This window comes from Rhizobium sp. AG207R (assembly GCF_027109195.1).
Taxonomy (GTDB): Bacteria; Pseudomonadota; Alphaproteobacteria; order Rhizobiales; family Rhizobiaceae; genus Rhizobium; species Rhizobium dioscoreae.
Map to the genome: position 1 here is coordinate 154,191 of NZ_JAEPVT010000010.1, position 25,479 is coordinate 179,669.

A 25,479-nucleotide genomic window follows, 5' to 3' on the forward strand; every position below is an offset into this window, starting at 1 on the left:
AAGTACAACGATGAACAAAAATCAACCCCTTCCCTGGGACCATCCGCGTTTTCGAAGCTGGATCGCCGTGGCGCGCGCCTGCCAGCTGATGCAACAATCACTCGGACGGGCATTGGCGCATCTCGACATCAAGCCGCCGCACCTCGACATTCTCGTCAACCTGTTTCGCTTTGAAGGCATTTCCCAGCAGGAACTCGCCCGCAAGCTATTGGTCGGCCGCTCCAACATGAGCATGTTGCTGCCGCAGATGGAAAAGCGGGGGCTGATCGAACGGCGCGGCGACAAGCAGGACAAACGCGTGCTCCGCCTCTACCTGACGGAGGAAGGGCGCCGTGTAACCGAGGAAGCCATGATCATCCAGACTGCGCTCATCGACCGGATGCTCTCGGATGCGCCGATCGAAGAGTGTGAAGCGATCACCGTGCATATGGAACGCGTCGTCAGTCTCCTGCTACAGGAAGAACGTGAACCGCTAGAGCTTGCTGGCGATCAATGATCGCCGGCTGAGCGCGCCGAAGGAACGACCCGGTTCAGCGAGGCGAATTCCCAGATCGCAACGACGACGAGTACGGCCGTGGCGAGGATGCCGAGCTGATAGACCACAACCATCGGCAAGGTAAGCAGCAACAGCGCCAGCCCAACAAGCCCCGCCATATGCGATAGCGGCGGCCGGCCGGTGGTTACCCCTTTGAACCAGAGATTTCCAAGGAGAAAGACCGCCGGTCCGCCGAGTAGCGCGGCTGCAGCGTGCATGTCGGCGGCATCATGTGGATGAGCAAAGAGAAATTCATCTCCGACGACGCTCAGGATAATGCCGGCGAGGATGGGAATATGCGCATAGGTAAATGCCTGCCGCGCGAGACTACCCGGCATGTCGTCATGCTCGATGCGATGAGCCGCCCTTTCATGCCCAAACTGAAAATAAATCCACCACAGCGCAACCGTGCCGACGAAGGCGGTGATAAACACCGCCACGATCAACGGCGTAACCGGCTGCTCGGCAAAGGTTTTGCCAGCCTGCAGCACTGCTTCGCCGAGGCAAATGATAACGAAGAGCGCGCAACGTTCGGCCAGATGCGCGCCCGACACATTCCAGTCCGCCGGCGTCGATTTGCCAAGCCCAGGCACCCGGAAGCCGAGCGCAGGGGCCGAATATTCGATGACGAGAGCGATCAGCCAAAGCACAATAAGAGCATCGCCTTCGATCAGCGCGCCCGAAATCCAGAAAATGCCGGACAGGACGAGCCAGCAGGTGATCCGCAGGAAATTGCGATGGTTGGCCGCGCTGGCATTCTTGAGAGCGTAGACTGTGAACAGCGAGCGCCCGACCTGCATGAAGACGTAGGCGCCGGCAAAGAAAATCGCTTTCTCGCCAAAAGCCTCGGGAATAGCGGCGGAGAGGATAAGTCCCGCAAACATCAGCGTAAACAGCATGATACGCACCGGCATGCGGTCGGGATCGAGCCAGTTCGTGACCCACGCCGTGAAAATCCAGACCCACCACACTGCAAAGATCAGCATGATGGCTTCGAGCGCTCCCAATGGGGTGAAATGCTCGGCCAGCGCATGCGCAAGCTGCGAGATCGAGAAAACGAAAACCAGATCGAAAAACAGCTCGACGAAGGAAACCTTGCTCTCGTTCTTGCTGCCCTTGGCGCGAAGCCAGTTTTCCCTACCCCCAAGGATCATGCTTACGCCCCCTATCCGTTATCGGAGTTTGCTAGTGCGACCTTCCAGCCGGGTCGCGGCTGAGACCCTTTTCCTTCAGCTCAGCCTCATAGGCCGCGAAAAGCTCCTGGCCCCTTTCTCCAAGCTCGCGCAGATAGGACCATGTGAAAATGCCGGTATCGTGCATGTCGTCGAACCCGATGCGAACGGCATAGTTGCCGGTCGGCGTCATGGACATGATGCCGACATTGCGCTTGCCCGGCACGGTAACCTTTTGTCCCGGCCCATGTCCCTGGACCTCGGCGGAGGGGGACAGCACCCGCAGCATCTCGGCCGGCAAGTTAAAGCTCGCGCCGTTATCGAACGTCACGATGAGGTGACGGCGATCCTTCGAGACCCGCAATTCGGTCGGCCAAACGTCACTCATCGATTTTCCCATGCCTTTCAGTGTGTTTTCGAGAATTATGCCGCCACAGCTCCACACGCAAGTATAATTGAAAGTCATTTTCCTTGACGCAACAATCGCCTATGCACACATTAGCAGCGTGATGGAGATTTGAGTGAACAGCATTGTCGGTACGATAGGCGGCGCCTCGCCGCTGGCAGCGGATAGAAGCCCGATGATTGACCCTTTCGGGCGCGCGGTCACCTATTTGCGCGTTTCCGTCACCGATCGCTGCGATTTCCGCTGCACCTACTGCATGGCCGAACACATGACCTTCCTGCCCAAGAAGGATCTGCTGACGCTGGAAGAACTCGACCGGCTCTGTTCCGCCTTCATCACCAAGGGCGTGCGCAAGATCAGGCTTACCGGCGGCGAACCTCTGGTGCGCAAGAATATCATGTTTCTGGTCCGCAAACTCGGCGAGAGCGTGAAAAATGGCGCACTCGACGAATTGACCCTGACGACCAACGGTTCTCAGCTCGCCCGCCATGCCGAAGAACTTTACGATAGCGGCGTCCGGCGCATCAACGTGTCGCTCGATACTTTGGATCCTGATAAATTCCGTACGATCACCCGCTGGGGAGATTTCTCCAAGGTGATGGAAGGCATCGACGCGGCGCAGAAGGCCGGCCTGAAGATCAAGCTGAATGCCGTCGCGCTCAAAGGCTTCAACGATACCGAAATTCCCGACCTGCTGCGGTTCGCGCATGGTCGCGGCATGGACCTGACCGTCATCGAGACCATGCCCATGGGCGAGATCGACGAAGACCGCACCGACCAGTATCTGCCGCTCTCCCAGTTGCGCGCCGATCTCGAAGATCAGTTCACGCTGACGGACATCCCTTACCAGACGGGCGGCCCTGCCCGCTATGTCGAAGTCACAGAGACCGGCGGTCGCCTCGGCTTTATCACGCCGATGACCCATAATTTCTGCGAGAGCTGCAATCGCGTGCGGCTCACCTGCACGGGTACGCTCTATATGTGCCTGGGGCAGAACGATGCGGCCGACCTGCGCACAGCGTTGCGCGCAAGCGAGGATGACGCCCTGCTCCACGCCGCAATCGACGAAGCCATTACCCGCAAGCCCAAAGGTCATGACTTCATCATCGACCGCACGCACAACCGCCCAGTGGTCGCGCGCCACATGAGCGTTACCGGCGGCTAAATTAAATCGAGACAATCTACATGCAGCTTGAGCTTATTCGCAACGCGACGCTGAAGATCAGCTATGGCGGCCATGTGCTGCTGATCGACCCTTACTTTGCACCGCGCCATAGTCTTCCGTCCTTCACTGGCCGCTCTCCCAATCCGATGACGGAACTGCCACGTTCGATCGACGATATTCTCCAGGGCGTCGAGCTGGTGATTGTATCGCATCTGCATACCGATCATTTCGATGCTGTGGCCAAGGAGCGCGTGCCGAAAACATTGCCGATCCTTTGCCAACCCGGTGACGAAGGACGTATCCGCGACGCCAGCTTCACAAATGTGACCCCGCTTGCGCAATCGATCACTTGGCAAGGGCTGACAATCACGCCCCGGCAGGGCAGCCACGGTGTCGGGCCAGTAGTGGAAAAAATGGGGCCGGTCATCGGCCTCACGCTGGAAGCTGCCGGCGAACCTACCGTCTATTGGGCTGGCGATACCGTGCTTTACCCTCCGGTCATCGAAACGATCCATGAATTCTCGCCCGATATCATCGTCACCCATTCCTGCGGCGCCCGTTGGGACGGCGACCTGATCGTCATGGATGACAAACAGACGCTCGAAGTCAGCCGGCTCGCACCGCAAGCGACTATCGTCGCAACCCATATGGAAGCGCTCGATCACGCGACCGTCACACGCCAGGATCTTCGCCAAACCGCAGAAGCAGGTGGTCTCGATCCGTTGCGCCTGTTAATCCCCGCCGATGGTGAAACGCTGAATCTCGGCCGGTAATTCGTCCGCGGCGCCGTGATCGCGACAGTAAGCTTCAATCAAAATGCGCCGAACCATTAGCCCGGCGCATCAATCGGTTATTGGCCTTATCTAAAGCACCGCTTTATGCGGCGCGATATCGCGCATCCGTACTGCTGTAGCTCGCATATTCCACCTCGCCATCGCCGGTGCGGAAGCGATCAATCTTTTCCGACAGCATGTCGACCCGCTGGCGAAGGCCGTGGATCTCCGCGTTGTTCTCCTCAACCATCGCCGCGTTGCGCTGCGTGATCAGTTCGACTTCGGAAACGGCACGCGTCACTTCCTCGATACCAGTCGACTGCTCGGTGGTGGCAGAGGAAATATCGGCAACCAGCCTCTGGACGCCGGTGACATGGTTGATGATCTCAGCCAGTGCCGCGCCGGTCTGCTCGACCAGATGTACGCCATTCTGCACTTGGGCAGAACTTGCCGAAATCAGGCCCTTGATCTCCTTCGCCGCATTGGCACAGCGCTGCGCCAGTTCGCGCACCTCCTGGGCGACGACGGCAAAGCCGCGGCCCGCTTCGCCGGCACGGGCTGCCTCGACCCCTGCATTTAGCGCCAAGAGGTTGGTCTGGAAGGCGATCTCGTCGATGACGCCGATGATCGTGGCGATCTTCTCGGAGGAACGGTTGATCTCGCTCATGGCGCCCACAGCCTTGGCAACCACTTCGCCCGACTGCGTCGCATAAGCCTGCGTCTCATTGACGGAGGTCGCCGTCTGCCGTGCACGATCGGCGGTCGAGCGCACGACGTCGCTGAGGCGATGCAGCGCCCGCGAGCTTTCCTCAAGAGCGGCCGCCTGCTGTTCGGTGCGCCGCGCCAGATCGTCAGCCGACATGGCAAGGTTGCCGGTGCCGCCCTTGATTTCCTCGGCCGTATAGCGAACGTCCGTCAGGGTTTCGCGCAGAGCTTCGACCGCATGATTGTAGGTGAAGGCCATTTCCACGAAATCGGCGGAAAGATCCTCACGCATGCCCTCCTCCAGATTGCCGTCGGCAAGCTTGGCGAGAACATCGGCCAGCGCATTGAGCGCCTGCTTCTGCTCGGCTTCGATGCGGGCGCGCTCGGCGGCGCGGCGGGCGGCCTCTTCGGCGGAGAGCGCACGGGCGCTTTCAGCCTCCCGCTCCAGCCGGACATTTTCGAGCGCGGCATCGCGGAAGACGCTGACGGAGCGCACCATGTCGCCGATCTCGTCGCCGCGATTGCGGCCGTCGATCGCGACTTCCAGGTCACCGCTGGCAAGGCGTGTCATGACGTCGGTGACACGCTTCAGCGGTCCACGCAGGGTTTCCACCAGCATCAGTCCGCCGATGATGGCAAGCAGCGTGCCGACGATCATGGCGATGACCGAGACATTGGCCGAGCGTTCGCTGTCTTCCTTGCCGAGTTCCTGCGCCTGGGCGACAAAGCCACGCAGCGAGGTCATCGCATCGGCCAGTAGGGTATTGGACTGAACGCGCGTCGTCTTCCAGTCGGCTGCCGTCTGAAGCAGATCGGCCGATCCATTGGTCAGGCCGTCGATCAGCGGCTTCATGTGAGCGGAAAAATCACGCATGGTGGCGTTGGTCTGGCCAAGTTCCGAGATCCTGGCAGCAACGCTCTGCAGATCCTTGAGGTCCGTAAGCACTGGCTCGCGCGATGCAGCATCGCGGACATTTTCCATACGCGAGGCATGCAGGGTCAGGCGATCGACGAGACCGAGCGCCTGATCCACGTGATCCAGAAGCTCCTTCTGGCCATCGATGATCTTGTCCAGACTGACGAAACGATCGGCGGCTGTATCGCTGTTCTTGGCCGATTGCAGCGTCATCTCGCCTTCGATCTTCACGAAGCTCTGCAGGATCGGCGCCATGGCCTCGACCTTTTGGTCGGGCGTACCGGAGCCCTTCAGGACCGCGTCGAGCTTGTCGGCAGCATCGGAGGCATTCGCAACGAGGCTGGCGCCGCGCTTCGAAACCAGTGCCTTTGAAACCGTCACCTGCTTCAAGATGGCATCGGCGTAGGTGCGTGCATCGGAAATTTCTTCCGTGGAGTCGGCTGCCATTTGGACTTGAATGCGCAGATTGCTCATCTTCTCCGAAAGGCCCTTATAAGCGGCGGCATCGTAGAGCAGTTCTTTGGCAAAGGTCTCCTTGTCGCTGAAATCCTTGCGGATGATGTCGATCTGCTTGCCGGCCGCCTTGGCGGTCGCCTCGACATTTTGCACCGCCTTCCGGATGGCTTCGACGTCGCTGTCCTGCTTCTGTTTGATAGACCAGAGCGTGGCTTCCTGCGTGCGCATCTTGGCGGCGAGCTCGGTGACCGGAACGATTTTGGCGCGCTGATCGTCGCTGAGCAGCCCGCTCAATCGACGGACACCCTGTTCCTGCGCATCGACCTTGTCGGCCAGTGCCTGGCGCGTATCATCGGAAGGTGACCCCGTGAATTCCTGGAGGGCAGCCTGCAGGTTCTCGAAATCGCTGATATTTTCGATCGTGGCGCGCGTCACGGTCATGTGACCGTTCAGAATATTGGCGGTGTGATAACCGACGAGGCCGACACCGGCGATGAGAACCACCAGCGGTACCACGAAAATTAGGACTTTGGTGACAATCCTGCGGCCTTGCAAAAGACGATCAATGAAAAACATGCGGCGCCTCAACTGGATTATTAAAAATCTCCAGCGGAGGCGGGATCGTCATTCCTGCTGCGCTGCGGTAGGTGCTTCTGCCTCATGCAAAACCGCTGTGAGCCTCGGGAAATAAGATTGAATAAGGATTAATCGCCTGCCCGAAACTCTTCGCATTGGCAAAAAAATTACAACCGCCGTATCATTTCGCGACCATTACGCGAAAAACCAACCTTTCTTTCGCAGCAATTTCGCCGCACTGCACAATCGAATTCAACTGCACCCAAAGCACAGCCGATTCCAATTTGCCGAAAACGGCGCTAATCCAGATGGGTATATCGGGGACTCATCTCTTATGCGACTGACCAAGAATACGCAGGGTGCGCTCTTCATGGCGGCTGCCATGGCCGGCTTCTCCTGCAGCGATGCGCTGTCCAAGACAGTCATCGCCACGATGAATGCAGGCGAAATCATCTTCATCCGCGGCCTGTTCACGAGTTTTTTCGTCTATCTGCTCGCTCGCCGAATGGGCGCTCTGCGCAATTGGCGCGTCATCCTGCAGCCGATGATTGCGCTGCGCATCGCCTGCGAAGCACTGGCGGCGGCAACCTATATCACCGCTCTTGGAATGATGCCCATCGCCAATGCCTCCGCCATCCAACAGGCAGTACCGCTTGCCGTGACGCTTGGCGCGATGATTTTCCTGAAGGAGCCTGTGGGATGGAGGCGATGGACGGCCATTGTCGTCGGCTTCGTCGGCGTGCTGATCATCATCAGGCCCGGCCGGGACGGGTTCACGACAGCGGCCCTCCTTGCCATCGCCTGCATGTTTGCGACCGCCGCCCGCGATCTGGCGACACGCTGCATCGATAAGAATGTGCCGTCGCTGATGGTCACGCTCTGTACGGCAATTTCCATTTCCATATTCGGAGCATTGTGCATCGTCCCCTTTGGCGGTTGGCAGCCAGTGAGCACGACATCGCTCCTGCAGATCCTGCTGGCCTCCGTGCTGGTGCTGATCGGCTACCAGAGCGTCATCTTGGCCATGCGCACGGGCGAAATCTCTTTCGTCGCGCCCTTCCGCTATCTCAGTCTCATCTGGTCGGCCCTGCTCGGCCTGATCGCCTTTGGCGAGGTGCCGGACGGATGGTCTGTTTTCGGCGCTGCCGTTGTCATCGCCTCCGGCATCTATACTTTCTATCGCGAAAGCAAACGGCGGGCGGCCGAGCCCATCGCGCAGGAATCAGAACCCGGCGTTCCCGCCTGAGGTCGCAACCATGTCCGACTTCATCGCCAATCCCGAAGATATTCCCGTCGTTCTGCTTGCGGGCGGCCGTTCCAGCCGCATGGGCGCAAACAAGGCCTTCGCACCGCTCGCCGGCGAAAGCCTGCTCGCCCGCATCGTCTCCAAGATTGAGCAACGGCAAAGCAAGCCAATCGCACTGAATGCGGATGCCGATTGGCCGGACGCTATGGGGATGCTGCTCATACCGGACACAATTCCCGGTAAATTGGGGCCGCTCACAGGTGTGCTCGCTGCGTTGCAGGACGCGCGGTCGCGTTACCTAGAGGCCTCGCATATCGCCACTCTCCCCATAGACAGCCCCTTTTTTCCAGCCGATCTTATCGCCCGCCTCGCCGAGGTCATTCACGGCCCTGACGAGATTGCCATTGCCGCATCTCTTGGTCAGGATCATCCTGTTTTCGGTCTCTGGCCCGTCTCCGCAGCCGACGATCTGGAGCGATGGATCGCCACGGACGCAAAGCGGCGCGTGAGAGATTTCCTCGCCCGGCATAAAGTGCGGCGGGTGGAGTTTCCCGCGATCCAAACGGCAATCGGGCCTCTCGACCCCTTCTTCAACATCAATACACCAGCCGATCTCGCAGAAGCGGAGGCATGGCTGGCAGCTTTGGAACGCACGTCATGACGAAATCTCGGCCCAAAATCTTCGGCATCGCCGGCTGGAAGAATTCCGGCAAGACGGGGCTTGCCGTGCGGCTGGTCACCGAGTTCACCCGGCGTGGCTATCGCATCTCGACCATCAAGCATGCGCATCATGATTTCGATATCGACAAGGTTGGCGCCGATAGTTTTCGTCATCGCGAGGCTGGCGCTCATGAAGTCACCATCGTTTCAGGCACGCGCTATGCCATCATGCACGAATTGCGCGGCGCGCCCGAACCGAGCTTCGAAGAAATACTGGCGCGTCTCGCCCCCTGCGACCTCGTTTTGATCGAAGGTTACAAGCGCGAACCGATTCCGAAGATCGAGGCGCGCCGGCTGGAAGCGGCAAAGCGCGAACTGCTCGCCCCGCAAGACCCTCACATCGTGGCCATCGCCGCGGATCATCCGGTTGAAGACGCCGGTTCGCTCGTCGTTTTCGACCTCGACGACACGATCGCCATCGCCGATTTCATCGCTGCAAAAGTGGGCCTCGGCAACCCGACGAAATAGAAGGGCCGCCGGTTTCCCGGCGGCCTTGCCGTTCAGCTGTAAGCTGATCCTTACCGGTTCGATGCGACCGGGCGCACCAGCGGCGTAATGCGGCGGATGGTGACGCGGCGGTTTTCCTGCGACGGACCGAGCGTATTCACCTTGAGATACTGCTCGCCATAGCCCTGAGTAACCAGGTTTTCGGCAGGAATGCCGTAGACATCCGTCAGTACGTTGGCAACCGATTCCGCACGTTGGTCCGACAGGATCAGATTGCTCTGGGCCGAACCCACCGCATCCGTATGGCCCTCGATCAGGAAGGTTTCTGTCGGATCGCGCTTGATGATCTTCAACATGCCATCGGCGACACCGCGAAGGGTGCTCGCCTGCGACATCGGAATCTCGGCGCTGCCCGTTGCGAAGGTGATCGTGTCGAGGTCGATGCGGCGGATCTTGTCTCGGATACGAGCCGAATAGCGGACTTCGTTGACCGAATAGATGCGCTCGACCGGCTCGACCGGAGGCTCACGCAGGAAGTCGTAATAGTCGGCGTTGCGGTTCGATGCCGTGTCGATGATGTACTGGCTCAGCGGAATGAGCAGTCGCATCGGCGGCAGGCTGTCGCCCGGATCGCGGAAGTAGTCGTCATTGTCCGGACGATCTTCCAGTTCCGGCGAGTAGAACAGCACATATTCGCGGCCGCTGGCGTCGATGCGCGAGCGCTGGATGATGTCGCCGTAGCGGTTGCGGATCGTCACGACGCGATCGCCATCGGGCTGATCGATCGTTTCACGATAGCGGTCGCGCGACAATTGTTCGTAGACCGGCCGCTCGCCACCTCGGATGAAGCGCTCGCTGTCGTCGTGACGAACGACATAGGTGTTGTCGACATTCACGATGGTCCGGTTGTCCTGATTGATGATGGTCTGGACCGTCGTTCCCTGCGGTGGGGCAAAGTCCGGCCGGCGATCGATGCGGCGGCCCTGCTCGCTGGTCACGGCTTCCATCTTGACCGGGGGTTGCGGCTGGGCGCCGGCTGCCGCGCGCTGCGCCTCGGCATCGGAGGTCGGCGGCTTGGTGTAGGCCGGTGGTGGCTGCTGGGCCGGAGCATTCTGAGCCTGTCCGCTCTGCTGAGCCTGACCCGCCTGTCCACCACCACCCTGGGCGCCCGGAGCAGCGGGGTTCTGTCCGTTGTTCCGATGCTCGCCTCGACGAACCGCATCCTTCTGGCTGTCCAGAACCGCGCTTCCGTTTTCGACCGGCAGGATGACGGGACCATTGGCAGAGGCTGGGTTTTCCGCGATCTTCTTGCGGCGCTCCAGTTCCTGCGGCGAGACCTGCTCGGCCGGAGGCACCTGGATTTCGCCAGCTTGCTGGCCATTGCCGTTTGCGGCGGGAGCCGTTGCACTACCTTGGGCCGGCGTCGCGGCGCCATTGGCGGGCTGCTGCTTGCCGGGCTGCGACGTCGCCGGGTTGCCAGCCTGAGCGGGTTGTCCTTGCGGCGTGCCCTGCTGGGCCGGCTGCTGCGGATTGGCTGCGGGCTGCTCGCCCTGCTGCTGGTTCTGCGGCTGCTTACCGTGAGTTTTATCGCTACCCTGCTTCTGGCCCTGCTGGGCGCCAGGTGTCGCTGGTGTCCCGGGCTGGGTCTCAGGTTGCGCCTGCGTCTGGGGCTGAGCTTGCGTTCCCGGCTGTGCCTTATGTCCCTGGGTAGGCTCGCCGGCCGGTGCCGGCTGCTGCTCGGCAGGCTGCTTTGCCGGAGCCTCGGTCTGACCTTGCGGCTTGGGATGGGCGTTCTGTTCGGGCTGCGCCTGCTTTCCAGGCTGAGCCTCCTGATTCGGCTGTTCGCTGGCGGCGGGAGCCTGCTTCTCGGTCGGAGCCGGCTGCTGTGCCTTCGCACCAGGCTTGGCCTTCGGCGGCTGGGCTTCCGGCTGCGCTTCCGTAGCAGGCTGCTGCTCTACCTTCGGCTGCGGCGCTTCGGCCGGCTGCTTTTGCGGCTTCGGTTGCTCTTGCTCCGCAGGCTGTTTTGCTTCCGACTGCTTGGCCTTCTGCTTCGGCTGCGGGGCTTGTGGCTCTGCCTCGGGAGCGACGGCCTTAGGCTGCGGTTTGGCTTCGGGCTGTGCCTGAGGCTGCTCTTCAGCCGGCTGCTGGCGCTGCTTCTTCGGCTCGGGTGGGGCTTCCGCGGCCGGTTGCTGCTTCTGCGGCTTGGGCTGCTCCTGCTCCGCTGGCTGCTGATGTTCGGCCTTCGGCGGCTTGGCTTCCGGCTGCTGCTGCTTCGGCGCCTTCTGCTGCGGCTCGCCTTCAGGCTCGACCTGCTTCATCTGGTGCTGCTGCTCGCCGCCACCCTGATGCTTCTGACCCTCTCCGCCTTCGGCAGGCTTCTTGTGCTTGAGCTGCTCCTCATCGGGCTGAGCTGCCGGCGCTTCCTGCTGCGCCACCTCGAAACTGGTGTCGAGGGCCATCGCGGCCACATCACCGATGCCATTGTTCAGCGGTGCTATGGGCTGTTCACGAAGTGCCGCCGCTGCTGCCGGCTCGAAGGCGAGCGATAGCGAAAGCAGCGGAAACGCGGCGCTGGCAAATAGTCTGGATCGCTTTCCCATAGGGGTCTCCTCTTATGATCTTTGTCCGCCGAATTGCGAATCTCAGCGGCAAGGCGATTGCCTCAAGATCCCGGCCAATTTTCGGTTCTCGTGAGGCTGAATCGCGGCAAGCCGCTATAAGTTCCCGCACTATTAGGTTGCCGCAATTAACCCTGGCTGAACGCAGCGGATGGGTTTCGTTCAGATTTCCCTTTGGCGGGCTTGCATTGCGCAAAGGCAGGTTGCCTTCGTAATTCCAGTTGCATTTTCCAGAAAAAAAGTACGAATATCGCCGCAAGGCGGGCTACCGGCCCGCTCCACTCGAGCCGTCTGCCAAAAACAATAATGGGCTGCCGGCCACCAACAGAGAGGGTCAATATGCGCATCTCCACTCGTCTTCTTGCCGCCGCGTCCTTTGCCGCGATGTCGCTTGTCGCCGGCGCGGCGCTTGCCGACGGCGACACGCTCGTCATCGGCACCGACGCGACCTATCCGCCGTTCGAATCACTCGATGCAGGTGGCAAGTTCGTCGGCTTTGACATCGATATAGCCAATGCGCTTTGCGATCAGATGAAGGTCAAGTGCACCTTCGTGAACCAGGATTTCGACGGCATCATTCCGGCTCTGCAGGCCAAGAAGTTCGACGCGATCGTTTCCTCGATGTCGATCACGCCCGAACGTGAGAAGATCGTCGACTTCACCAACAAGTACTACAACACGCCGCCGGCGATCGCCGTTCCGAAGGACTCCACCCTCAAGGAAGCCACCGACGAAGCCCTGAAGGGCAAGACGATTGGTGCGCAGTCGTCCACGACGCATGCGAACTACGCCTCGGCGCACCTGAAGGATGCCGAGCTGAAGCTTTATCCGTCGGCCGACGAATACAAGCTCGACCTCAGCAATGGCCGCATCGACGCCGCCATCGACGACGTGGTCGTGCTGTCGGAATGGGTAAAGTCCGATGCAGGCAATTGCTGCAAGATGCTCGGCACGCTGAAAATCGATCCGGTCATCAACGGTGCGGGTGCAGGCATCGCCGTCCGCAAGGGCGATACGGCTCTCAAGGACAAGCTGAACGCCGCGATCGCTGCGATCCGCGCTGACGGCACCTATAAGAAAATCCAGGACAAGTATTTCGATTTCGACGTCTACGGCGACTGATCGCCCGTCGATTCCCTGGGAAAAGACGACGGCGGAAGCTTGCCCTTCCGCCGTTTTTGTTTGACAACGAGAAGAATATAAGCAGAAACGCGGCAAAAGCCGCTAGGGGAAATATAGCATGAGCGGATTGTTTTCCGCCCTTGGTTCCTTGTGGACCTGGTTGAGTACGATTTTTGATCCATTGTGCGGTCCTGCGGGACTGTTCACCGTGTTCAGCATGTTCCGACCGGATACCATGCTCGCTTGCGGCGATACGGGCTGGGGCGACGAACTGGCCGGCGGATTGAAGATAACCATAGCCGTCTCGGTCCTGACGCTGCCGCTTGGCGTCATCATCGGCTTCTTCGTCGCGCTCGCGCAGCAATCCGAGGAAAGGCCGTTGCGGCTTGCGGCAGGTGTCTTCACGACGATTTTCCGTGGCCTGCCGGAACTGTTGACGCTTTTCATCATCTACTACGGCATGCAGATCCTTCTGCAATCGCTACTCGCCAAGTTCGGCTACAATGGCCCCGTCGAGATCAATGCATTCGCGGCCGGCATGGTAGCACTGGCGATCGTCTTTTCCGCCTATTGCTCGGAAGTCCTCCTCTCTGCCTTCAAAGCCATTCCCAAAGGTCAGTATGAGGCAGGTGATGCCCTTGGATTTCATCGGGCGCGAACCATGCGGCTTATCATCGTGCCGCAACTCGTACGTATTTCCTTGCCAAATCTCGGGAACCTCTGGATGAACCTGCTGAAGGATACGTCTTACGTGTCCATCATCGGCCTTGCCGACATCATCAGGCAGACGGGGATTGCCGTTCGTGCCACCAAGGCACCTTTCACCTTCTATTCCATCGCTTGCCTGTTTTATCTGACACTGGCCGTCATCTCTTCCGTCGGCCTCTTCTATCTCGATCGATGGGCTAAACGCGCGGAGGTCCATCGATGAGCCATGCCGAAGTTCTGATCGCCGCGCGACCGGCACCGCCGGAGACGGTCAGGAAACTGTCCAAAGCGCGCATTGCCGGTTATTTCTTTTTGACCCTCTGGGCCATTCTCGGTATTTCGCTGCTGGCGATGATCGTCTTCGGCTGGGACGTCGACAAGCTCGAAACCTACGGCCCGAGGCTTCTGCATGGCCTGGGCATTACGATCAAACTGGTCGCCACATCCTTCATCCTCGGCGCCATCCTCTCGATACCGCTCGCTTTCGCCCGTATGTCGAGCAATAAATTTCTAAGCACGCTGACCTATTGCTATGTCTATCTGTTTCGCGGCACGCCGCTGCTGGCCCAGATTTTCATGGTCTATTACGGTTTCCCGAGCTTCCGCTGGTTGCTGGAAGACATAGGTCTCTGGTGGTTCTTCAAGGATCCCTTCTATTGCGGCGTCTTCGCCATGACACTGAACACGGCCGCCTATCAGACGGAAATCGTCCGAGGCGCCATTCAGAGCGTGCCGAGGGGCCAGCGGGAAGCCGCCAGCGCGCTTGGTATCCATACCTGGATCGCCTTCCGCAAGATTATCATTCCCCAGGCGCTCATCGTGGCGCTCCGCCCTTACGGCAATGAGATCATCCTGCTGATCAAGAGCTCGGCCACCGTCTCCATCATCACCGTCTACGACCTGATGGGCGAGACCCGCTATGCCTTCTCACGCACCTATGATTACCAGATCTATCTCTGGGCAGCGATTTTCTACCTCGTGATCGTCGAACTCATGCGGAATGGCTGGGCACGGATGGAAGGCCGGCTGACGCGGCATCTCAAGCGCTGATCTCGCCAAGGCTGCGCCCAGGCGCAACCTTGGCAGCACTCCCACATAGATGCTGCTAACACATTGATTTCTGTGAATAAATTTAGTTCATGACATTTTTGTAAAGCTTGAGTTTACCATCTGCTGTTTCCATATTTGAGTGACCATGAGTCACGAAAAAATGGGAACGGAAAGAGAAAGCTCATGCATAACGACATGCAAAAGCAGTTGCAGGGTTATGGGTTGACCACGGCGCAGATCTTCTACCGCCTGCCCGATCATCCGCAATTCCTGCAGACCTATATCTGGCAGGACTATGATCTCGCCCCGAACTTCCCGGAAATGCGCGGCTTCCTGAAATTCTGGCAGGAAACGCTGGATGGCCCGCTGCATTCCGTGCGCTATGTCCATCGCAAGCTGATTTCAGCAACCGAATGGCGGGCGCTAAAAGGAGAATTCATCCTGCACTAAGCAGCCGGATCGCCTGGACGACGTCGCGATCGGCTGTGCCGCCGTCAGACATGCGCCTCGCCATGGATGAAATCCCCGTCGTCCGGCCCGCGACGGACCGCACCGTAGAGGACGAAGGCATAGAATACCGCGACGAGGATGATGACCGCTTCGCCGGGCATCGGTCCGAGTGCCGCATTCTCGATAATATAGCTCCACGAGTGCGGCATCTCTTGCACGCCACCATTCGTCTGGAGTCTCGGTGTTGAAATCTTCAATATCCAAGCAAGGAGCAGGATTCCATACATCCAGCAGTAATTGCGCCTTAACCGCCGCTGCGCCGCCTCTGCATAGCTGAGTAAAAGCCGCGGAGACCGAAGGCTGGCCGCGATCGGCAGCGCCCAATCGGAACTGAGTTCGGCCTGCGGCGCCAGAATCTGGGCGAAATAGTGCCGCTCCAATTGCCGCACCCGCGAGCGGTAGACATCGAAGAAGCGATATCGCCGCGCCTCGATCATCAGCAGCAGAGTGATCAGCATCATGCCGAACAGCAAAACACCGTGATGCGATGTCGGCGTCGACAGCGACACGGACAGTAGAGCCGCAACCACCGTGATCGCCCAGTTCGATGTCCGGTCGATGCGATCGCGCCAACTCGTCATCCTCCCCAATTCACCCCGATAATAATGAGTCAGCGTATTGGTGACTTCAGCCGACGTCGACGGCAAGGAGGGGCGGCCGCGCTCCGCCGGGCCGCTTGTCGGGTTGGGTGCGGTGAGTTCATTGTCCATGGTGATTCCTCCCTTATTTTTTGTTCGGATAGCGCCCTCCCCAAGCCGCCTATGCCGAAGGTCATATTCTGCGCCTGCACGGCAAGCATTGCAAAAGCCGATCAGGCATCTTAATGCCTGCGTGACAAAAGGAAGGGCCTGTAACCATGGCAAAGAAGAAGATCGACGAAGACGCTCTGGCGGAAGCCTATAACCGGGCATTGACGCTGGAGAAGGCCGGCGATATCGACGCTGCGGTGCAGGCTTACGAGCATGTTCTGGCTCTCGACCCGGAGGATCATGGCGGCGCAGCCGTGCGCATCGCCTCGATGGGACGCGGCGAAACGCCGGTCAAGGCGCCTGATGCCTATGTCGAGACGCTCTTCGATCAGCATGCCGAGGTTTTCGAGGATGTGCTGGTGGAGCAGCTCGGCTACCACGTCCCGGTTCTCGTGCGCCAGCGCCTGCAGGCGCTTGGTCTCGGCCCCTTCAAGCGCATGCTCGATCTCGGCTGCGGCACGGGCCTGACGGGTGGCACGTTGCGCGATATCGTCGAGGATATCACCGGCATCGATATTTCCGAGAACATGGTCGAAGTCGCCCATGAGAAGGACATCTACGAGACGCTCTTCGTCGCTGAGGTCGAGGATTTCCTTGACGACAACGATGAGGATGCCTTCGATCTCATCACCGCGACGGATGTCCTACCCTATCTCGGCGCCCTGGAACCGCTCTTTTTTGGCGCAGCCGAAAACATGACGCCGGGCGGCCTCTTCATCTTCTCTTCGGAGACCCTGCCTGAGGCGACCATGGCTGGACGTCCCTATATGGTCGGCCCGCATCAGCGCTTCGCCCATTCGGAAGCCTATGTACGCGAACGGCTGACTGCGACGGGTTTCGAACTCGTCGAAATCACCGACATCAACGTCCGCATGGAAGATGGCCAGCCAACGCCCGGCCATCTGGTCATTGCCCGTCGTCTCGCCGATTGAAGCGAAATACATCACGCCGAAAATAGTTATCCATTTGGATAACTATTTCCTTGCGCGGCAACCAGCAACCTGATACTTAGCCATTCAGATAAGTATCAGCTCGGAAGGTTGTCGCATGTCCCTTATTCTCTATCAGCATCCGCTCGCCTCGTTCTGCCACAAGGTCTTGATGGCGCTTTATGAGAACGGAACACCCTTCGAAAGCCGCATCATCGATCTCGGCAATGCGGAATCGCGTGCCTCGCTGGTGCGCCTCTGGCCTCTCGCCAAGTTTCCAGTCCTGCGCGATGAAGCACTCGACAGCACCGTTCCGGAGACCAGTATCATCATCGAATATCTCGACCGGCATTATCCCGGCGCAACGCAGCTGTTGCCGACCGAACTTTCGGATGCCCTGTGCGTCAGGCTCTGGGATCGCTTCTTCGATCTCTATGTGCAGGAGCCGATGCAAGCGATCGTCGCGGACGTCCGCCGCACAGACGAGAATCGCAGCCCGCAAAGCGTCGCCGACGCCGAGACCTTACTGCGCACCGCCTACGGCATGATCGAAAAGCAGCTGGACGGAAAGATTTGGATCACCGGCGACAGCCTGACCATGGCGGATTGCGCCGCCGCGCCAGCTCTGTTCTACGCTGAAACCCTTGTCCCCTTCGCCAAAGAGCATGGTCGGCTGAGAGCTTATTATCAACGCCTTATCGAGCGCCCGTCCTTCGCGCGCGTATTGCAGGAAGCAATGCCTTATTTCCATATGTACCCTTATAGTGACAAGCTGCCGGCGCAGTTCCGGCCGGAAAAGCCGAATGCTTGAGGAAACACAGGCACTCGACCGGATGTTCCAAGCCCTGTCCGACCAGAGCCGGCGCGGCATGATCGACAGGCTCGGACGTGGACCGGCCTCGGTCACGGAACTGGCACAGCCGCTCGACATGGCGCTGCCGACCGTGATGAAACATCTGCAGGTGCTGGAGACGAGCGGACTGGTACTATCTGAAAAGACCGGCCGGGTGCGCACCTATCACCTGCGCAAGGAAGCGCTGGCAGCTGTCGAGCGCTGGATTGCCGAGCGCAAGGCGTCCTGGAACAGGACCTTCGACCGGCTCGACCTCTTTCTCGCTGATACATCGACGGAGACGACAGACGAATGAGCATCAGATCGACAGACCATACGACCATCACCATAGAGCGTTATTTCAAGGCGCCCCTGCCGAAGGTTTTCAATGCCTGGGCAATCCCCGAACAGAAGCAGCGATGGTTTGCCTGTCACGGCGAATGGAAGCAGCTGGATTTCCAGCTCGATTTCCGCACTGGCGGCAGCGAAAGCAACCGTACTGCCTCCACGGATGGCGTCGTGCATGCCTATCAGGCGCGCTATATCGACGTCGTCCAGAACGAGCGCTTCATCTATGCCTTTGACATGATGCTCGACGACGTCAGGATTTCCGTGTCGCTCGCAACTGTCAATTTTGCCTCAGAACCCGGCGGCACGAAAATGACCTTCGTCGAGCAGGTCGTTTTCCTCGACGGCTATAGCGACAATGGCTCGCGCCTCATGGGCACGGAAATCGGCTTTGACAATCTCAGGCTCTACGTCGAGGGGAACGATAGCGGGCCGAATTAACCCCGTGCGTCACCAAGGATCGCCGCCAGCAGCTGCCCTTCGAGCTCTGCCAGCGCCGGATTGCCATGGCGGCGCGGATGCGGATAGGGAATGGCAAGATCGAGCACGATCCTGCCCTCGTCCAGCACCACGACGCGATCGGCCAGATGCACGGCTTCGCTGACGTCGTGGGTAACAAGCACGGCGGTAAAGCCCAATTCACGCCAGACGCGGTTCAGCAATTCCTGCATGCTGATGCGGGTCAAAGCATCCAGCGCACCGAGCGGTTCATCGAGCGCGAGGATACCGGGTTTGCTGACAAGCGCACGGGCCAGCGCCACGCGCTGCTTCTGTCCGCCGGAAAGGCTGGACGGCCATTCGCCGGCCTTCTCGGCCAGCTGCACCTCGGAAAGAACGGCGGCCGTTTCCTTGCGTGAAATATCCTGCGGGACGCCCTCGCCCAGACCTACCGCAACATTGTCGGCGACAGAAAGCCAAGGCAGCAAACGCGGCTCCTGAAACACGATGCGCGTATTCGGTTGCGCGTCACTGCGGTCGGCTGCCTCAAAGCGCAAATGGCCCGCACTCGGCTCTTCCAGCCCCATAAGGATGCGCAGCAGCGTGCTCTTGCCGCAGCCGCTCTTGCCGATGACGGCGACGAACTGGCCGGCGGGAATATCGAGATCGATGCCACGCAGGACGCGGTTGTTGCCGAAACTCTTCTCCAGACCCTTGATATGGATGGCTGCCGCGCCCGTAACTTGGGAGGCGACATTTTTGGCTTCCGCCCGCGGGCGATCGAGTGTGTTGACGCTCATGGGAAGCTCCTCAATTCTGATAGGCCGGGTTCCAGCGCAAGGCCCTGCGCTCGATTGCCCGTGCGACGACATCGGCGAGCTTGCCGAGGATGGCGTAGATGACCAGCGTCAGCACCACGACATCGGTCATGCCGAACTCGCGGGCATTGTTGGCCATGTAGCCGATGCCCGACGATGCCGCGATCGATTCGGCAACGATTAGCGTCAGCCACATGATGCCGAGGGCAAAGCGCAAGCCGACCAGGATGGACGGAAGGGCGCCGGGGAAAATGACCTTCCGAAACAGCGTCCAGTTGCTCATGCCATAGACCCGCCCCATTTCGATCAATCCACGGTCGACATTGCGCACGCCGTGATAGGTATTGAGATAGATCGGGAAGAGCACGCCGAGCGCCGTCAGGAAAAGCTTCGATTCCTCGCCGATCCCGAACCAGAGGATGACGAGAGGCACCATGGCGAGATGCGGGATGGTGCGCAGCATCTGAAGCGTCGTATCCGTCAGCTGTTCAGACAGCCGCGAGACGCCATTGGCGATACCAAGGAGGAAGCCGATCGAACCGCCGACAAGCAGGCCGGCAAAGGCGCGGCCGGCGCTGACAAGGATATTGTTCGGCAGCTGCCCGGAAATCGTGGTCTGCCAGAAGGCGACCACGACTGCCGCCGGCGACGGCATAATACGGGTGGAGATCCATCCAAGCGACGAGCCTAGCTGCCATGCCGCGATGACGACCACCGGCAGCAGGAACGGCAGAAATCTCTGGAACGAGATGCCTTGCCGCGCGACCCTGGCCTGGCGCGTGCGCCGCTCCGAGGCCACGCGGACGAAGGACGTGTCGAATGCCGACATGGGGATCTCCCTTTTGAGCTGGCGTTACGAGCCGGAAACGACCTTCAGATTGCCGCCATGGCTGCCGCCGGCGAAAATCTGCTTGGCGCCGAATTCGTTGCGGAACCCGGCACGTTGCTCGTCACGCTTCAACCCCAGCTCGGGGAAGAGAAGCTCTGCAACACGATAGGCTTCCTCCAGATGCGGATAGCCCGAGCCGATCACGGTTTCGATACCGAGCTCCTGATACTCCCGCAGCCTCGCGGCAACGGTCTTCGGTGAGCCGACAAGCGCCGTACCGGCGCCAGCACGCACCAGACCGACGCCGGCCCAGAGGTTGGGCGACACCTCAAGCTTGTCGCGGCGGCCGCCATGCAGTGCGGCCATGCGCTTTTGCCCGACGGAATCGGACTGGTTGACGAATTGCTCCTGCGCTTCGCGGATCGTCTCGTCGTCGAGCTTGGAAATCAGCTTGTCGGCCGCAGCCCACGCCTCTTCGTCCGTCTCGCGAACGATGAAATGCAGACGGATGCCGAAGCTGACTTCGCGTCCCCGCTTGGCAGCGGCCGCCCGCACCTTTGCAATTTTCTCGGCGACCTGTGCCGGCGGCTCGCCCCAGGTCAGATACTTGTCGACGCGACCGACTGAGAATTCGATGCCGGCATCGGAAGAGCCGCCGAAATAGAGCGGCGGGCGCGGCGCCTGCACCGGCGGTAGGCCGAGCCTTGCATTGGTGGCCTTGATATACTTGCCCTCGAAAGTGGACGAGCCCGTCTCCAGAAGCTCTTCCCAGACATGGAAGAATTCATCGGCATGGGCGTAGCGCTCATCGTGTTCCAGATGAATGCCGTCACCGGCCAGCTCCGCCGGGCTGCCGCCTACGACGATGTTGAGCAGCACTCGGCCATTCGAGACACGATCGAGCGTCGAGGCGAGACGGGCATAATAGGCGGGCGACGCCGTACCCGGGCGGATCGCCACCAGGAACTTCAGCTTCTGAGTATGTGCCGAAAGAGCTGCAGCGGTGACAAAAGATTCTTCGCAGGAAACACCAGTCGGCAAAAGCACACCCGTATAGCCCAGCCGGTCGACCGCCTGCGCGATCTGCTGGAGATAGCCGATCTCCGGGCCGCGGTTGAGATCGGCCGTGCCCAGATAGGTGCCGTCACCGGAGGTCGGAATGAACCAGAGGAAATCGATGGGTTTTGCGGTCGCGGTCATGAAGCTTTCCTGCTTTCTGGATGCGCGTGGTCGGGAGCCACCTCCCGATGTTCGATCCGGATAGTGGCATAGACCAGGGATTATATCGACAATATGGATTTTCTAATCGCCTGTATCTGGCGAAATATTTTTGCTGATAAAGCCTATGCCCGTAGTGTTTGGGGCGCAGGCGATATCCGCGTATCTTGTCAGCCTCAGCTCGCCTTCGGCCGCCAGACGATGTCCGTGACGTTGAGCTTCTTCGGAACGATGCCAAGATTGTAGAACTCGTCAGCCAGCCCCTGCTGATAGGCGATCGCCGCATCTGTAATGGTTGAGACGCCGCCAAGATTCGCACCCGGACGCGTCAGCACCACCCGCGTCACCTCGGCCGGCACACCGGTGATTTCGGACATAGCCTTAACGGTGTTGTCCAAATCCGATTGCGCCGCCGCCCCCACCTTGGCCAATTCGTCGATGACGTCGATAATCACCTGCGGATTATCCTTGGTGAAATCGCCGTTCGCCAGGAAATAGCTGAAGGAATCGACGATGCCCCGCGCAGTCGCGAGGATGCGTGTATCCGGATCAGCCTCTGCAATGGCGAGATAGGGATCCCAGATCGACCAAGCGTCGATCGCGCCCGTCTTGAACGCAGCGGACGCATCCGGCGGCGCGAGATCGAGCGGCTGGACATCGTTGATACCAAGCCCACCTTTGCGAAGCGCCTTAACGGCGACGTTGTGGGCGCTGGAGCCGCGCTTGAAGGCAAGCTTCTTTCCCTTGAGATCGGCAAGCGTCTGGATCGGCGAATCCTTGCGCACGAGAATGGCGGAGCTTTCGGGGCTGCCGGTGTAAATGCCGACATAGAGCAGATTGCCATTGGCAGCCTGCGCAAACAGCGGCGGCACATCGCCCGTGGCACCGAAATCGAGAGCACCGGCGCCGAGAGCTTCAAGTAGCGGCGGACCGGATGTGAATTCTGACCATTCCACGGATATGCCGCGATCGGAAAGTCGCTTTTCCAGCGCCCCTTCGCGCTTCGCCAATGCCAATACGCTGTTCTTCTGCCAGCCGATCCGAAGCGTCGTGGCCGCGGCCGCACGTGACTGTCGAACGGAAGGTAAAGCGAAAGCTGCCGCCGTCGCACCGAGAAGGCCGAGTGTCTGTCTGCGCGAAATCATCGAAGATCCCTTTTCATGAGGCCTCGGCGCTTCCGCGGCCATCGGCTCGTTGTCGATGGCTTAAGATCGCAAATCCATAGATTATATCGACAAAGGAAATTATGAAAATTCGCAACGAGAGCGAAATTCAATTCCAATAAATGCAAAAATTGGAAATGAGATTTCAAATCATATACCATGGTGACAAGTTGCCCGACAAATCGGTCTTTCGTCTCTCTGGCCTTTCGGCTAAGCCTTCGAAACAAATTCGGTCACGGAGTTATGAAATGGCAAAGGTCTCGTTCATCGGCATGGGCGTCATGGGCTATCCCATGGCCGGGCATTTGAAGGTCAAGGGTGGGCATGACGTCACCGTCTATAACCGCACCACCGCCAAGGCCGAGGCATGGGCCAAACAATATGACGGCATGTTTGCCCCTACCCCAGCTGAGGCCGCTGAAGGTGCCGATTTCGTCTTCACCTGCGTCGGCAATGACGACGACCTGCGCTCGGTGACGACAGGCGAGAACGGCGTCCTTTCAACCATGAAGGCGGGCTCCGTGCTCATCGACAACACGACGGCGAGCGCTGAAGTCGCCCGCGAACTCTACGCCGCCGCAAAGGAAAAAGGCGTCGACTTCATCGACGCCCCGGTTTCCGGCGGACAGGCGGGCGCGGAAAACGGCGTGCTGACCGTCATGTGCGGCGGTGACGAAGTCGTCTTCGAGAAGGCTCACCCTGTCATCGACGCCTATGCCCGCATGGTCGGCCTGATGGGGCCTGTCGGCGCGGGACAACTGACCAAGATGATTAACCAGATCTGCATTGCCGGTATCGTCCAAGGCCTGGCCGAAGGCATTCATTTCGGCAAGCAGGCAGGGCTCGATATCGAAAAGGTCGTTGAGGTCATTTCCAAGGGTGCCGCCGGCTCCTGGCAGATGGAGAACCGCCACAAGACCATGATTTCGAGCAAATATGATTTCGGCTTCGCAGTGGACTGGATGCGCAAGGATCTCAGCATCGTGCTCGAGGAAGCCCGCCGCAACAAAGCCAAGCTGCCGCTCACCGCCCTCGTCGATCAATTCTACGGCGACGTCCAGGCGATGGGAGGCAATCGCTGGGATACCTCCTCGCTGCTCGCGCGCCTGGACAAGAAGTAAAGGGCCGCAGCGAAATCAGCGGCTTCTTCTGAGCGCCTCTTCAAAACGGCGCTCAGTTCATGTCAGTCCTCGTTGGACTTGGCATTTTCCAGCAGCATGTAATCGAGCGGCAGTTCCGTCGAGTACTTGATCTGCTCCATCGCGAAAGCCGAGGAGACGTCTCGGATTTCGATCTTGGCGATCATGCGCTTGTAGAAAGCGTCATAGGCAGCGATATCCGGAACGACGACGCGCAGAAGATAGTCGACATCGCCGCTCATGCGATAGAATTCCACCACTTCCGGGAAATCAGCGATCACTTCCGAAAAGCGCTTCAGCCATTCGATGGAGTGGCTGTTGGTGCGGATGGACACGAAAACCGTGACCTTCGTGTTGACCTTTTCCGGATCGAGCAAGGCCACGCGACGGCGAATGACGCCATCCTCTTCCATCTTCTGGATGCGGCGCCAGCAGGGCGTCGTCGAGAGACCGACCTTCTTGGCAAGATCGGCTACGGCCAGAGTGGAATCCTCCTGCAGCAGGCGCAGGATTTTGCGGTCAAGACGGTCCATTTAAAGCATCCCTTCGAATTATATTCTCTCTATAGCTTATTTTTAGCGATAGAAAAGAAACTTTTTCTCAAGGAAGCAGGCTTTTCACACGTTGCTGCAAAACGGGAAGCAACTCGGCCTCGAACCAGGGGTTTCGTTTCAGCCAGCCGCTGTTGCGCCAACTTGGATGCGGCAATGGCAGGACGGACGGCGACCGGTTGGTTAGAAGGTAACGCCGCCACTGCGCGACCGTCTCGGTCATCGACCCCATGCGCTCCGCCCCAAGATGCCAAGCCTGAGCATATTGACCGATCGTCAGGATCAATTCGATCTGCGGCATCGCATCCATCGCCCGCTGCCGCCACAACGGCGCACACTCCTTGCGCGGCGGCAGATCGCTTCCCGCCTTGTCATAGCCCGGAAAGCAGAAGCCCATGCCCATTATGGCGAAGTGGTCCGGATTGTAGAAACTTTCGCGATCCACGGCGAGCCACTGACGCAAACGGTCACCCGAGGCATCGTTGAATGGCAGGCCGCTCTCGTGAACGCGCAATCCCGGCGCCTGCCCTGCGATGAGTATCCGCGCAGTCGACGATAGTGTCGCAACCGGACGCGGCTCATGTGGCAGGCGATCCGCCTCGCCCTTGGCCGGTGCGTCCCGACAGAGACGGCAGGCCGCAATCGCGGAACGCAGGATCTGCAATTCGCTCTCCTGCTTCATGGGGCGCTCCATCCGACAAGCTGGCGTAAATAGCCGAACAATCCGGCAATCGGATCGTTGTCACCAGCCATACGCTCCTCGCGCCGATAGTCGCTCGGCCTCTCGAAATCACTGGCCCAAAGCCCGGCTTTCGCCTGCCGTGCGCTCCGTTCCTCGCTCGCATAGGCACCATAGGAAACCGCCATGCCGTTGCGAACCATCGCGGCGTTGATATCGAGATCGCCGGTGACGCATGTCACCAGCAGGCGACCATAGCGATCCCTCTCCCATCCCCGGCATTCGGGCGCTCCGGTCTTAATCATTGTGGCAAGCGCCTTGCGTGCTTCTTCGCCGCAGGCCCAATCCGCGCCACTGCGCTGGCAGTGCTGCCGATATTCGGGAGCATCGATGCCTTTCAGCCTCAAGCGTTCGCCGCTGGCGGAAAGCGTGTCGCCATCGACGACATAAAACTTGCCGTTTTGAACGATTTCCGGTCGATTGTTCATCTTCAACGCGAATAATGCAAGAATGACAAGCAGCGCGAAAGTGACCACGCCGTCACGAAACAGGCGGCGCGACCGCATCACGTTGTTGCCTCCTTTAAGAACAAATCCTTGGCGAAGATGGCAAACAAATCATTTCGGCGCAGCATCTTCTTAAGATTTGAAGGCTAGTGTGT

At 59.6% G+C, this 25,479-nt stretch carries 27 protein-coding genes; 15 read left to right on the forward strand and 12 right to left on the reverse strand.

Features of this window, described 5'->3' with window-relative positions; translation table 11 throughout:
* Positions 1-10: 10 nt before the first annotated feature.
* Positions 11-496, forward strand: a complete 486-nt coding sequence (locus tag JJQ51_RS23535; RefSeq protein WP_113354609.1) for a MarR family winged helix-turn-helix transcriptional regulator — start codon at positions 11-13, stop codon at positions 494-496.
* On the opposite strand, the gene JJQ51_RS23540 is transcribed toward JJQ51_RS23535, so the two are convergent.
* A complete protein-coding gene (locus tag JJQ51_RS23540; RefSeq protein ID WP_152092745.1) occupies positions 490-1,689 on the reverse strand; it encodes a low temperature requirement protein A in 1,200 nt (399 codons plus the stop codon). The two genes, JJQ51_RS23535 and JJQ51_RS23540, sit on opposite strands and share 7 nt — an antisense overlap.
* Positions 1,690-1,720: 31 nt before the next feature.
* Complete coding sequence (locus tag JJQ51_RS23545) at positions 1,721-2,095, reverse strand: gamma-butyrobetaine hydroxylase-like domain-containing protein (protein ID WP_113354607.1); 375 nt, start codon at positions 2,093-2,095, stop codon at positions 1,721-1,723.
* Positions 2,096-2,228: 133 nt separating this feature from the next.
* On the opposite strand from JJQ51_RS23545, the gene moaA reads away from it, so the two are divergent.
* On the forward strand, positions 2,229-3,278 hold the full coding sequence (gene moaA / locus JJQ51_RS23550; RefSeq protein ID WP_113354606.1) for a GTP 3',8-cyclase MoaA: 1,050 nt from the start codon (positions 2,229-2,231) through the stop codon (positions 3,276-3,278).
* A gap of 20 nt (positions 3,279-3,298) precedes the next feature.
* Positions 3,299-4,051: an MBL fold metallo-hydrolase gene (locus tag JJQ51_RS23555; RefSeq protein WP_113354605.1), complete on the forward strand. Its 753-nt coding sequence runs from the start codon at positions 3,299-3,301 to the stop codon at positions 4,049-4,051.
* Positions 4,052-4,154: 103 nt separating this feature from the next.
* Here JJQ51_RS23555 and JJQ51_RS23560 read toward each other — a convergent pair whose 3' ends face one another.
* Positions 4,155-6,704 (reverse strand): methyl-accepting chemotaxis protein, encoded by a 2,550-nt coding sequence (locus JJQ51_RS23560; protein ID WP_113354604.1) that lies wholly within the window; start codon positions 6,702-6,704, stop codon positions 4,155-4,157.
* A gap of 334 nt (positions 6,705-7,038) precedes the next feature.
* Between JJQ51_RS23560 and JJQ51_RS23565 the strand changes: the two genes are divergently transcribed.
* The 3 genes from JJQ51_RS23565 to mobB are packed head-to-tail and all read left to right on the forward strand — an operon-like array spanning position 7,039 to position 9,138.
* Complete coding sequence (locus tag JJQ51_RS23565; RefSeq protein WP_113354603.1) at positions 7,039-7,950, forward strand: DMT family transporter; 912 nt, start codon at positions 7,039-7,041, stop codon at positions 7,948-7,950.
* Between the two features lie 10 nt (positions 7,951-7,960).
* Positions 7,961-8,611, forward strand: a complete 651-nt coding sequence (gene mobA / locus JJQ51_RS23570) for a molybdenum cofactor guanylyltransferase MobA (protein WP_113354602.1) — start codon at positions 7,961-7,963, stop codon at positions 8,609-8,611.
* The gene (gene mobB, locus JJQ51_RS23575) at positions 8,608-9,138 is read left to right on the forward strand and encodes a molybdopterin-guanine dinucleotide biosynthesis protein B (RefSeq protein WP_113333089.1); all 531 of its coding nucleotides are present in this window, start codon (positions 8,608-8,610) and stop codon (positions 9,136-9,138) included. The genes mobA and mobB overlap by 4 nt, the downstream gene beginning before the upstream one ends.
* A 50-nt stretch (positions 9,139-9,188) precedes the next feature.
* On the opposite strand, the gene JJQ51_RS23580 is transcribed toward mobB, so the two are convergent.
* Positions 9,189-11,717, reverse strand: coding sequence for an OmpA family protein (locus JJQ51_RS23580; protein WP_113354601.1), 2,529 nt, complete (start codon positions 11,715-11,717; stop codon positions 9,189-9,191).
* 357 nt (positions 11,718-12,074) lie between these two features.
* Here JJQ51_RS23580 and JJQ51_RS23585 point away from each other — a divergent pair, with 357 nt between their 5' ends.
* The 4 genes from JJQ51_RS23585 to JJQ51_RS23600 all read left to right on the forward strand — a co-directional run bounded on the left by JJQ51_RS23585 (position 12,075) and on the right by JJQ51_RS23600 (position 15,065).
* Entirely contained in the window at positions 12,075-12,857 is a 783-nt protein-coding gene (locus JJQ51_RS23585; RefSeq protein WP_113354600.1) for an ABC transporter substrate-binding protein, read from the forward strand.
* 118 nt (positions 12,858-12,975) lie between these two features.
* Positions 12,976-13,788, forward strand: a complete 813-nt coding sequence (locus tag JJQ51_RS23590) for an ABC transporter permease (RefSeq protein WP_113354599.1) — start codon at positions 12,976-12,978, stop codon at positions 13,786-13,788.
* Positions 13,785-14,615, forward strand: coding sequence for an ABC transporter permease (locus JJQ51_RS23595; protein ID WP_113354598.1), 831 nt, complete (start codon positions 13,785-13,787; stop codon positions 14,613-14,615). Before JJQ51_RS23590 ends, JJQ51_RS23595 begins: the two co-directional genes overlap by 4 nt.
* Positions 14,616-14,798: 183 nt before the next feature.
* Positions 14,799-15,065 carry an usg protein gene (locus JJQ51_RS23600; protein ID WP_015340141.1) on the forward strand — a complete coding sequence of 89 codons (267 nt, stop codon included), beginning with the start codon at positions 14,799-14,801 and terminating at the stop codon, positions 15,063-15,065.
* Positions 15,066-15,109: 44 nt separating this feature from the next.
* Here JJQ51_RS23600 and JJQ51_RS23605 read toward each other — a convergent pair whose 3' ends face one another.
* Complete coding sequence (locus JJQ51_RS23605) at positions 15,110-15,835, reverse strand: DUF2270 domain-containing protein (protein WP_113354597.1); 726 nt, start codon at positions 15,833-15,835, stop codon at positions 15,110-15,112.
* A gap of 146 nt (positions 15,836-15,981) precedes the next feature.
* Here JJQ51_RS23605 and JJQ51_RS23610 point away from each other — a divergent pair, with 146 nt between their 5' ends.
* The 4 genes from JJQ51_RS23610 (at position 15,982) to JJQ51_RS23625 (ending at position 18,424) form a co-directional block, all read left to right on the forward strand.
* Complete coding sequence (locus JJQ51_RS23610) at positions 15,982-16,806, forward strand: methyltransferase domain-containing protein (protein ID WP_113354596.1); 825 nt, start codon at positions 15,982-15,984, stop codon at positions 16,804-16,806.
* Positions 16,807-16,921: 115 nt separating this feature from the next.
* Positions 16,922-17,614 carry a glutathione S-transferase family protein gene (locus JJQ51_RS23615; RefSeq protein ID WP_113333082.1) on the forward strand — a complete coding sequence of 231 codons (693 nt, stop codon included), beginning with the start codon at positions 16,922-16,924 and terminating at the stop codon, positions 17,612-17,614.
* A complete protein-coding gene (locus tag JJQ51_RS23620; protein ID WP_069613092.1) occupies positions 17,607-17,951 on the forward strand; it encodes an ArsR/SmtB family transcription factor in 345 nt (114 codons plus the stop codon). The genes JJQ51_RS23615 and JJQ51_RS23620 overlap by 8 nt, the downstream gene beginning before the upstream one ends.
* Positions 17,948-18,424 carry an SRPBCC family protein gene (locus JJQ51_RS23625; RefSeq protein WP_269245373.1) on the forward strand — a complete coding sequence of 159 codons (477 nt, stop codon included), beginning with the start codon at positions 17,948-17,950 and terminating at the stop codon, positions 18,422-18,424. The genes JJQ51_RS23620 and JJQ51_RS23625 overlap by 4 nt, the downstream gene beginning before the upstream one ends.
* Here the strand turns inward: JJQ51_RS23625 and JJQ51_RS23630 are convergent.
* From JJQ51_RS23630 to JJQ51_RS23645, 4 genes are all read right to left on the reverse strand, one after another.
* Positions 18,421-19,221, reverse strand: coding sequence for an ABC transporter ATP-binding protein (locus JJQ51_RS23630; protein WP_145317116.1), 801 nt, complete (start codon positions 19,219-19,221; stop codon positions 18,421-18,423). The two genes, JJQ51_RS23625 and JJQ51_RS23630, sit on opposite strands and share 4 nt — an antisense overlap.
* 10 nt (positions 19,222-19,231) lie before the next feature.
* Positions 19,232-20,068, reverse strand: coding sequence for an aliphatic sulfonate ABC transporter permease SsuC (gene ssuC, locus JJQ51_RS23635; protein ID WP_152096070.1), 837 nt, complete (start codon positions 20,066-20,068; stop codon positions 19,232-19,234).
* Positions 20,069-20,092: 24 nt separating this feature from the next.
* Positions 20,093-21,268 (reverse strand): FMNH2-dependent alkanesulfonate monooxygenase, encoded by a 1,176-nt coding sequence (gene ssuD / locus JJQ51_RS23640; protein ID WP_113333078.1) that lies wholly within the window; start codon positions 21,266-21,268, stop codon positions 20,093-20,095.
* A gap of 194 nt (positions 21,269-21,462) precedes the next feature.
* Positions 21,463-22,431 carry an aliphatic sulfonate ABC transporter substrate-binding protein gene (locus tag JJQ51_RS23645; protein WP_113354593.1) on the reverse strand — a complete coding sequence of 323 codons (969 nt, stop codon included), beginning with the start codon at positions 22,429-22,431 and terminating at the stop codon, positions 21,463-21,465.
* Positions 22,432-22,586: 155 nt separating this feature from the next.
* On the opposite strand from JJQ51_RS23645, the gene JJQ51_RS23650 reads away from it, so the two are divergent.
* Complete coding sequence (locus tag JJQ51_RS23650) at positions 22,587-23,570, forward strand: NAD(P)-dependent oxidoreductase (protein ID WP_269245374.1); 984 nt, start codon at positions 22,587-22,589, stop codon at positions 23,568-23,570.
* Between the two features lie 62 nt (positions 23,571-23,632).
* On the opposite strand, the gene JJQ51_RS23655 is transcribed toward JJQ51_RS23650, so the two are convergent.
* From JJQ51_RS23655 to JJQ51_RS23665, 3 genes are all read right to left on the reverse strand, one after another.
* The gene (locus JJQ51_RS23655) at positions 23,633-24,121 is read right to left on the reverse strand and encodes an Lrp/AsnC family transcriptional regulator (RefSeq protein ID WP_069613098.1); all 489 of its coding nucleotides are present in this window, start codon (positions 24,119-24,121) and stop codon (positions 23,633-23,635) included.
* Positions 24,122-24,188: 67 nt separating this feature from the next.
* Complete coding sequence (locus tag JJQ51_RS23660; protein ID WP_113354591.1) at positions 24,189-24,821, reverse strand: uracil-DNA glycosylase family protein; 633 nt, start codon at positions 24,819-24,821, stop codon at positions 24,189-24,191.
* Positions 24,818-25,387 (reverse strand): thermonuclease family protein, encoded by a 570-nt coding sequence (locus JJQ51_RS23665; RefSeq protein WP_152096071.1) that lies wholly within the window; start codon positions 25,385-25,387, stop codon positions 24,818-24,820. Before JJQ51_RS23665 ends, JJQ51_RS23660 begins: the two co-directional genes overlap by 4 nt.
* Positions 25,388-25,479 lie beyond the last annotated feature (92 nt).

Coding starts and splice junctions, on each gene's coding strand:
- JJQ51_RS23535 (WP_113354609.1), top strand. CDS start 11: ATGAACAAAAATCAACCCCTTCCCTGGGACCATCCGCGTTTTCGAAGC.
- JJQ51_RS23540 (WP_152092745.1), bottom strand. CDS start 1,689: ATGATCCTTGGGGGTAGGGAAAACTGGCTTCGCGCCAAGGGCAGCAAG.
- JJQ51_RS23545 (WP_113354607.1), bottom strand. CDS start 2,095: ATGAGTGACGTTTGGCCGACCGAATTGCGGGTCTCGAAGGATCGCCGT.
- JJQ51_RS23555 (WP_113354605.1), top strand. CDS start 3,299: ATGCAGCTTGAGCTTATTCGCAACGCGACGCTGAAGATCAGCTATGGC.
- JJQ51_RS23560 (WP_113354604.1), bottom strand. CDS start 6,704: ATGTTTTTCATTGATCGTCTTTTGCAAGGCCGCAGGATTGTCACCAAA.
- JJQ51_RS23565 (WP_113354603.1), top strand. CDS start 7,039: ATGCGACTGACCAAGAATACGCAGGGTGCGCTCTTCATGGCGGCTGCC.
- mobA (WP_113354602.1), top strand. CDS start 7,961: ATGTCCGACTTCATCGCCAATCCCGAAGATATTCCCGTCGTTCTGCTT.
- mobB (WP_113333089.1), top strand. CDS start 8,608: ATGACGAAATCTCGGCCCAAAATCTTCGGCATCGCCGGCTGGAAGAAT.
- JJQ51_RS23580 (WP_113354601.1), bottom strand. CDS start 11,717: ATGGGAAAGCGATCCAGACTATTTGCCAGCGCCGCGTTTCCGCTGCTT.
- JJQ51_RS23585 (WP_113354600.1), top strand. CDS start 12,075: ATGCGCATCTCCACTCGTCTTCTTGCCGCCGCGTCCTTTGCCGCGATG.
- JJQ51_RS23590 (WP_113354599.1), top strand. CDS start 12,976: ATGAGCGGATTGTTTTCCGCCCTTGGTTCCTTGTGGACCTGGTTGAGT.
- JJQ51_RS23595 (WP_113354598.1), top strand. CDS start 13,785: ATGAGCCATGCCGAAGTTCTGATCGCCGCGCGACCGGCACCGCCGGAG.
- JJQ51_RS23600 (WP_015340141.1), top strand. CDS start 14,799: ATGCATAACGACATGCAAAAGCAGTTGCAGGGTTATGGGTTGACCACG.
- JJQ51_RS23605 (WP_113354597.1), bottom strand. CDS start 15,835: ATGGACAATGAACTCACCGCACCCAACCCGACAAGCGGCCCGGCGGAG.
- JJQ51_RS23610 (WP_113354596.1), top strand. CDS start 15,982: ATGGCAAAGAAGAAGATCGACGAAGACGCTCTGGCGGAAGCCTATAAC.
- JJQ51_RS23615 (WP_113333082.1), top strand. CDS start 16,922: ATGTCCCTTATTCTCTATCAGCATCCGCTCGCCTCGTTCTGCCACAAG.
- JJQ51_RS23620 (WP_069613092.1), top strand. CDS start 17,607: ATGCTTGAGGAAACACAGGCACTCGACCGGATGTTCCAAGCCCTGTCC.
- JJQ51_RS23625 (WP_269245373.1), top strand. CDS start 17,948: ATGAGCATCAGATCGACAGACCATACGACCATCACCATAGAGCGTTAT.
- JJQ51_RS23630 (WP_145317116.1), bottom strand. CDS start 19,221: ATGAGCGTCAACACACTCGATCGCCCGCGGGCGGAAGCCAAAAATGTC.
- ssuC (WP_152096070.1), bottom strand. CDS start 20,068: ATGTCGGCATTCGACACGTCCTTCGTCCGCGTGGCCTCGGAGCGGCGC.
- ssuD (WP_113333078.1), bottom strand. CDS start 21,268: ATGACCGCGACCGCAAAACCCATCGATTTCCTCTGGTTCATTCCGACC.
- JJQ51_RS23645 (WP_113354593.1), bottom strand. CDS start 22,431: ATGATTTCGCGCAGACAGACACTCGGCCTTCTCGGTGCGACGGCGGCA.
- JJQ51_RS23650 (WP_269245374.1), top strand. CDS start 22,587: ATGAGATTTCAAATCATATACCATGGTGACAAGTTGCCCGACAAATCG.
- JJQ51_RS23655 (WP_069613098.1), bottom strand. CDS start 24,121: ATGGACCGTCTTGACCGCAAAATCCTGCGCCTGCTGCAGGAGGATTCC.
- JJQ51_RS23660 (WP_113354591.1), bottom strand. CDS start 24,821: ATGAAGCAGGAGAGCGAATTGCAGATCCTGCGTTCCGCGATTGCGGCC.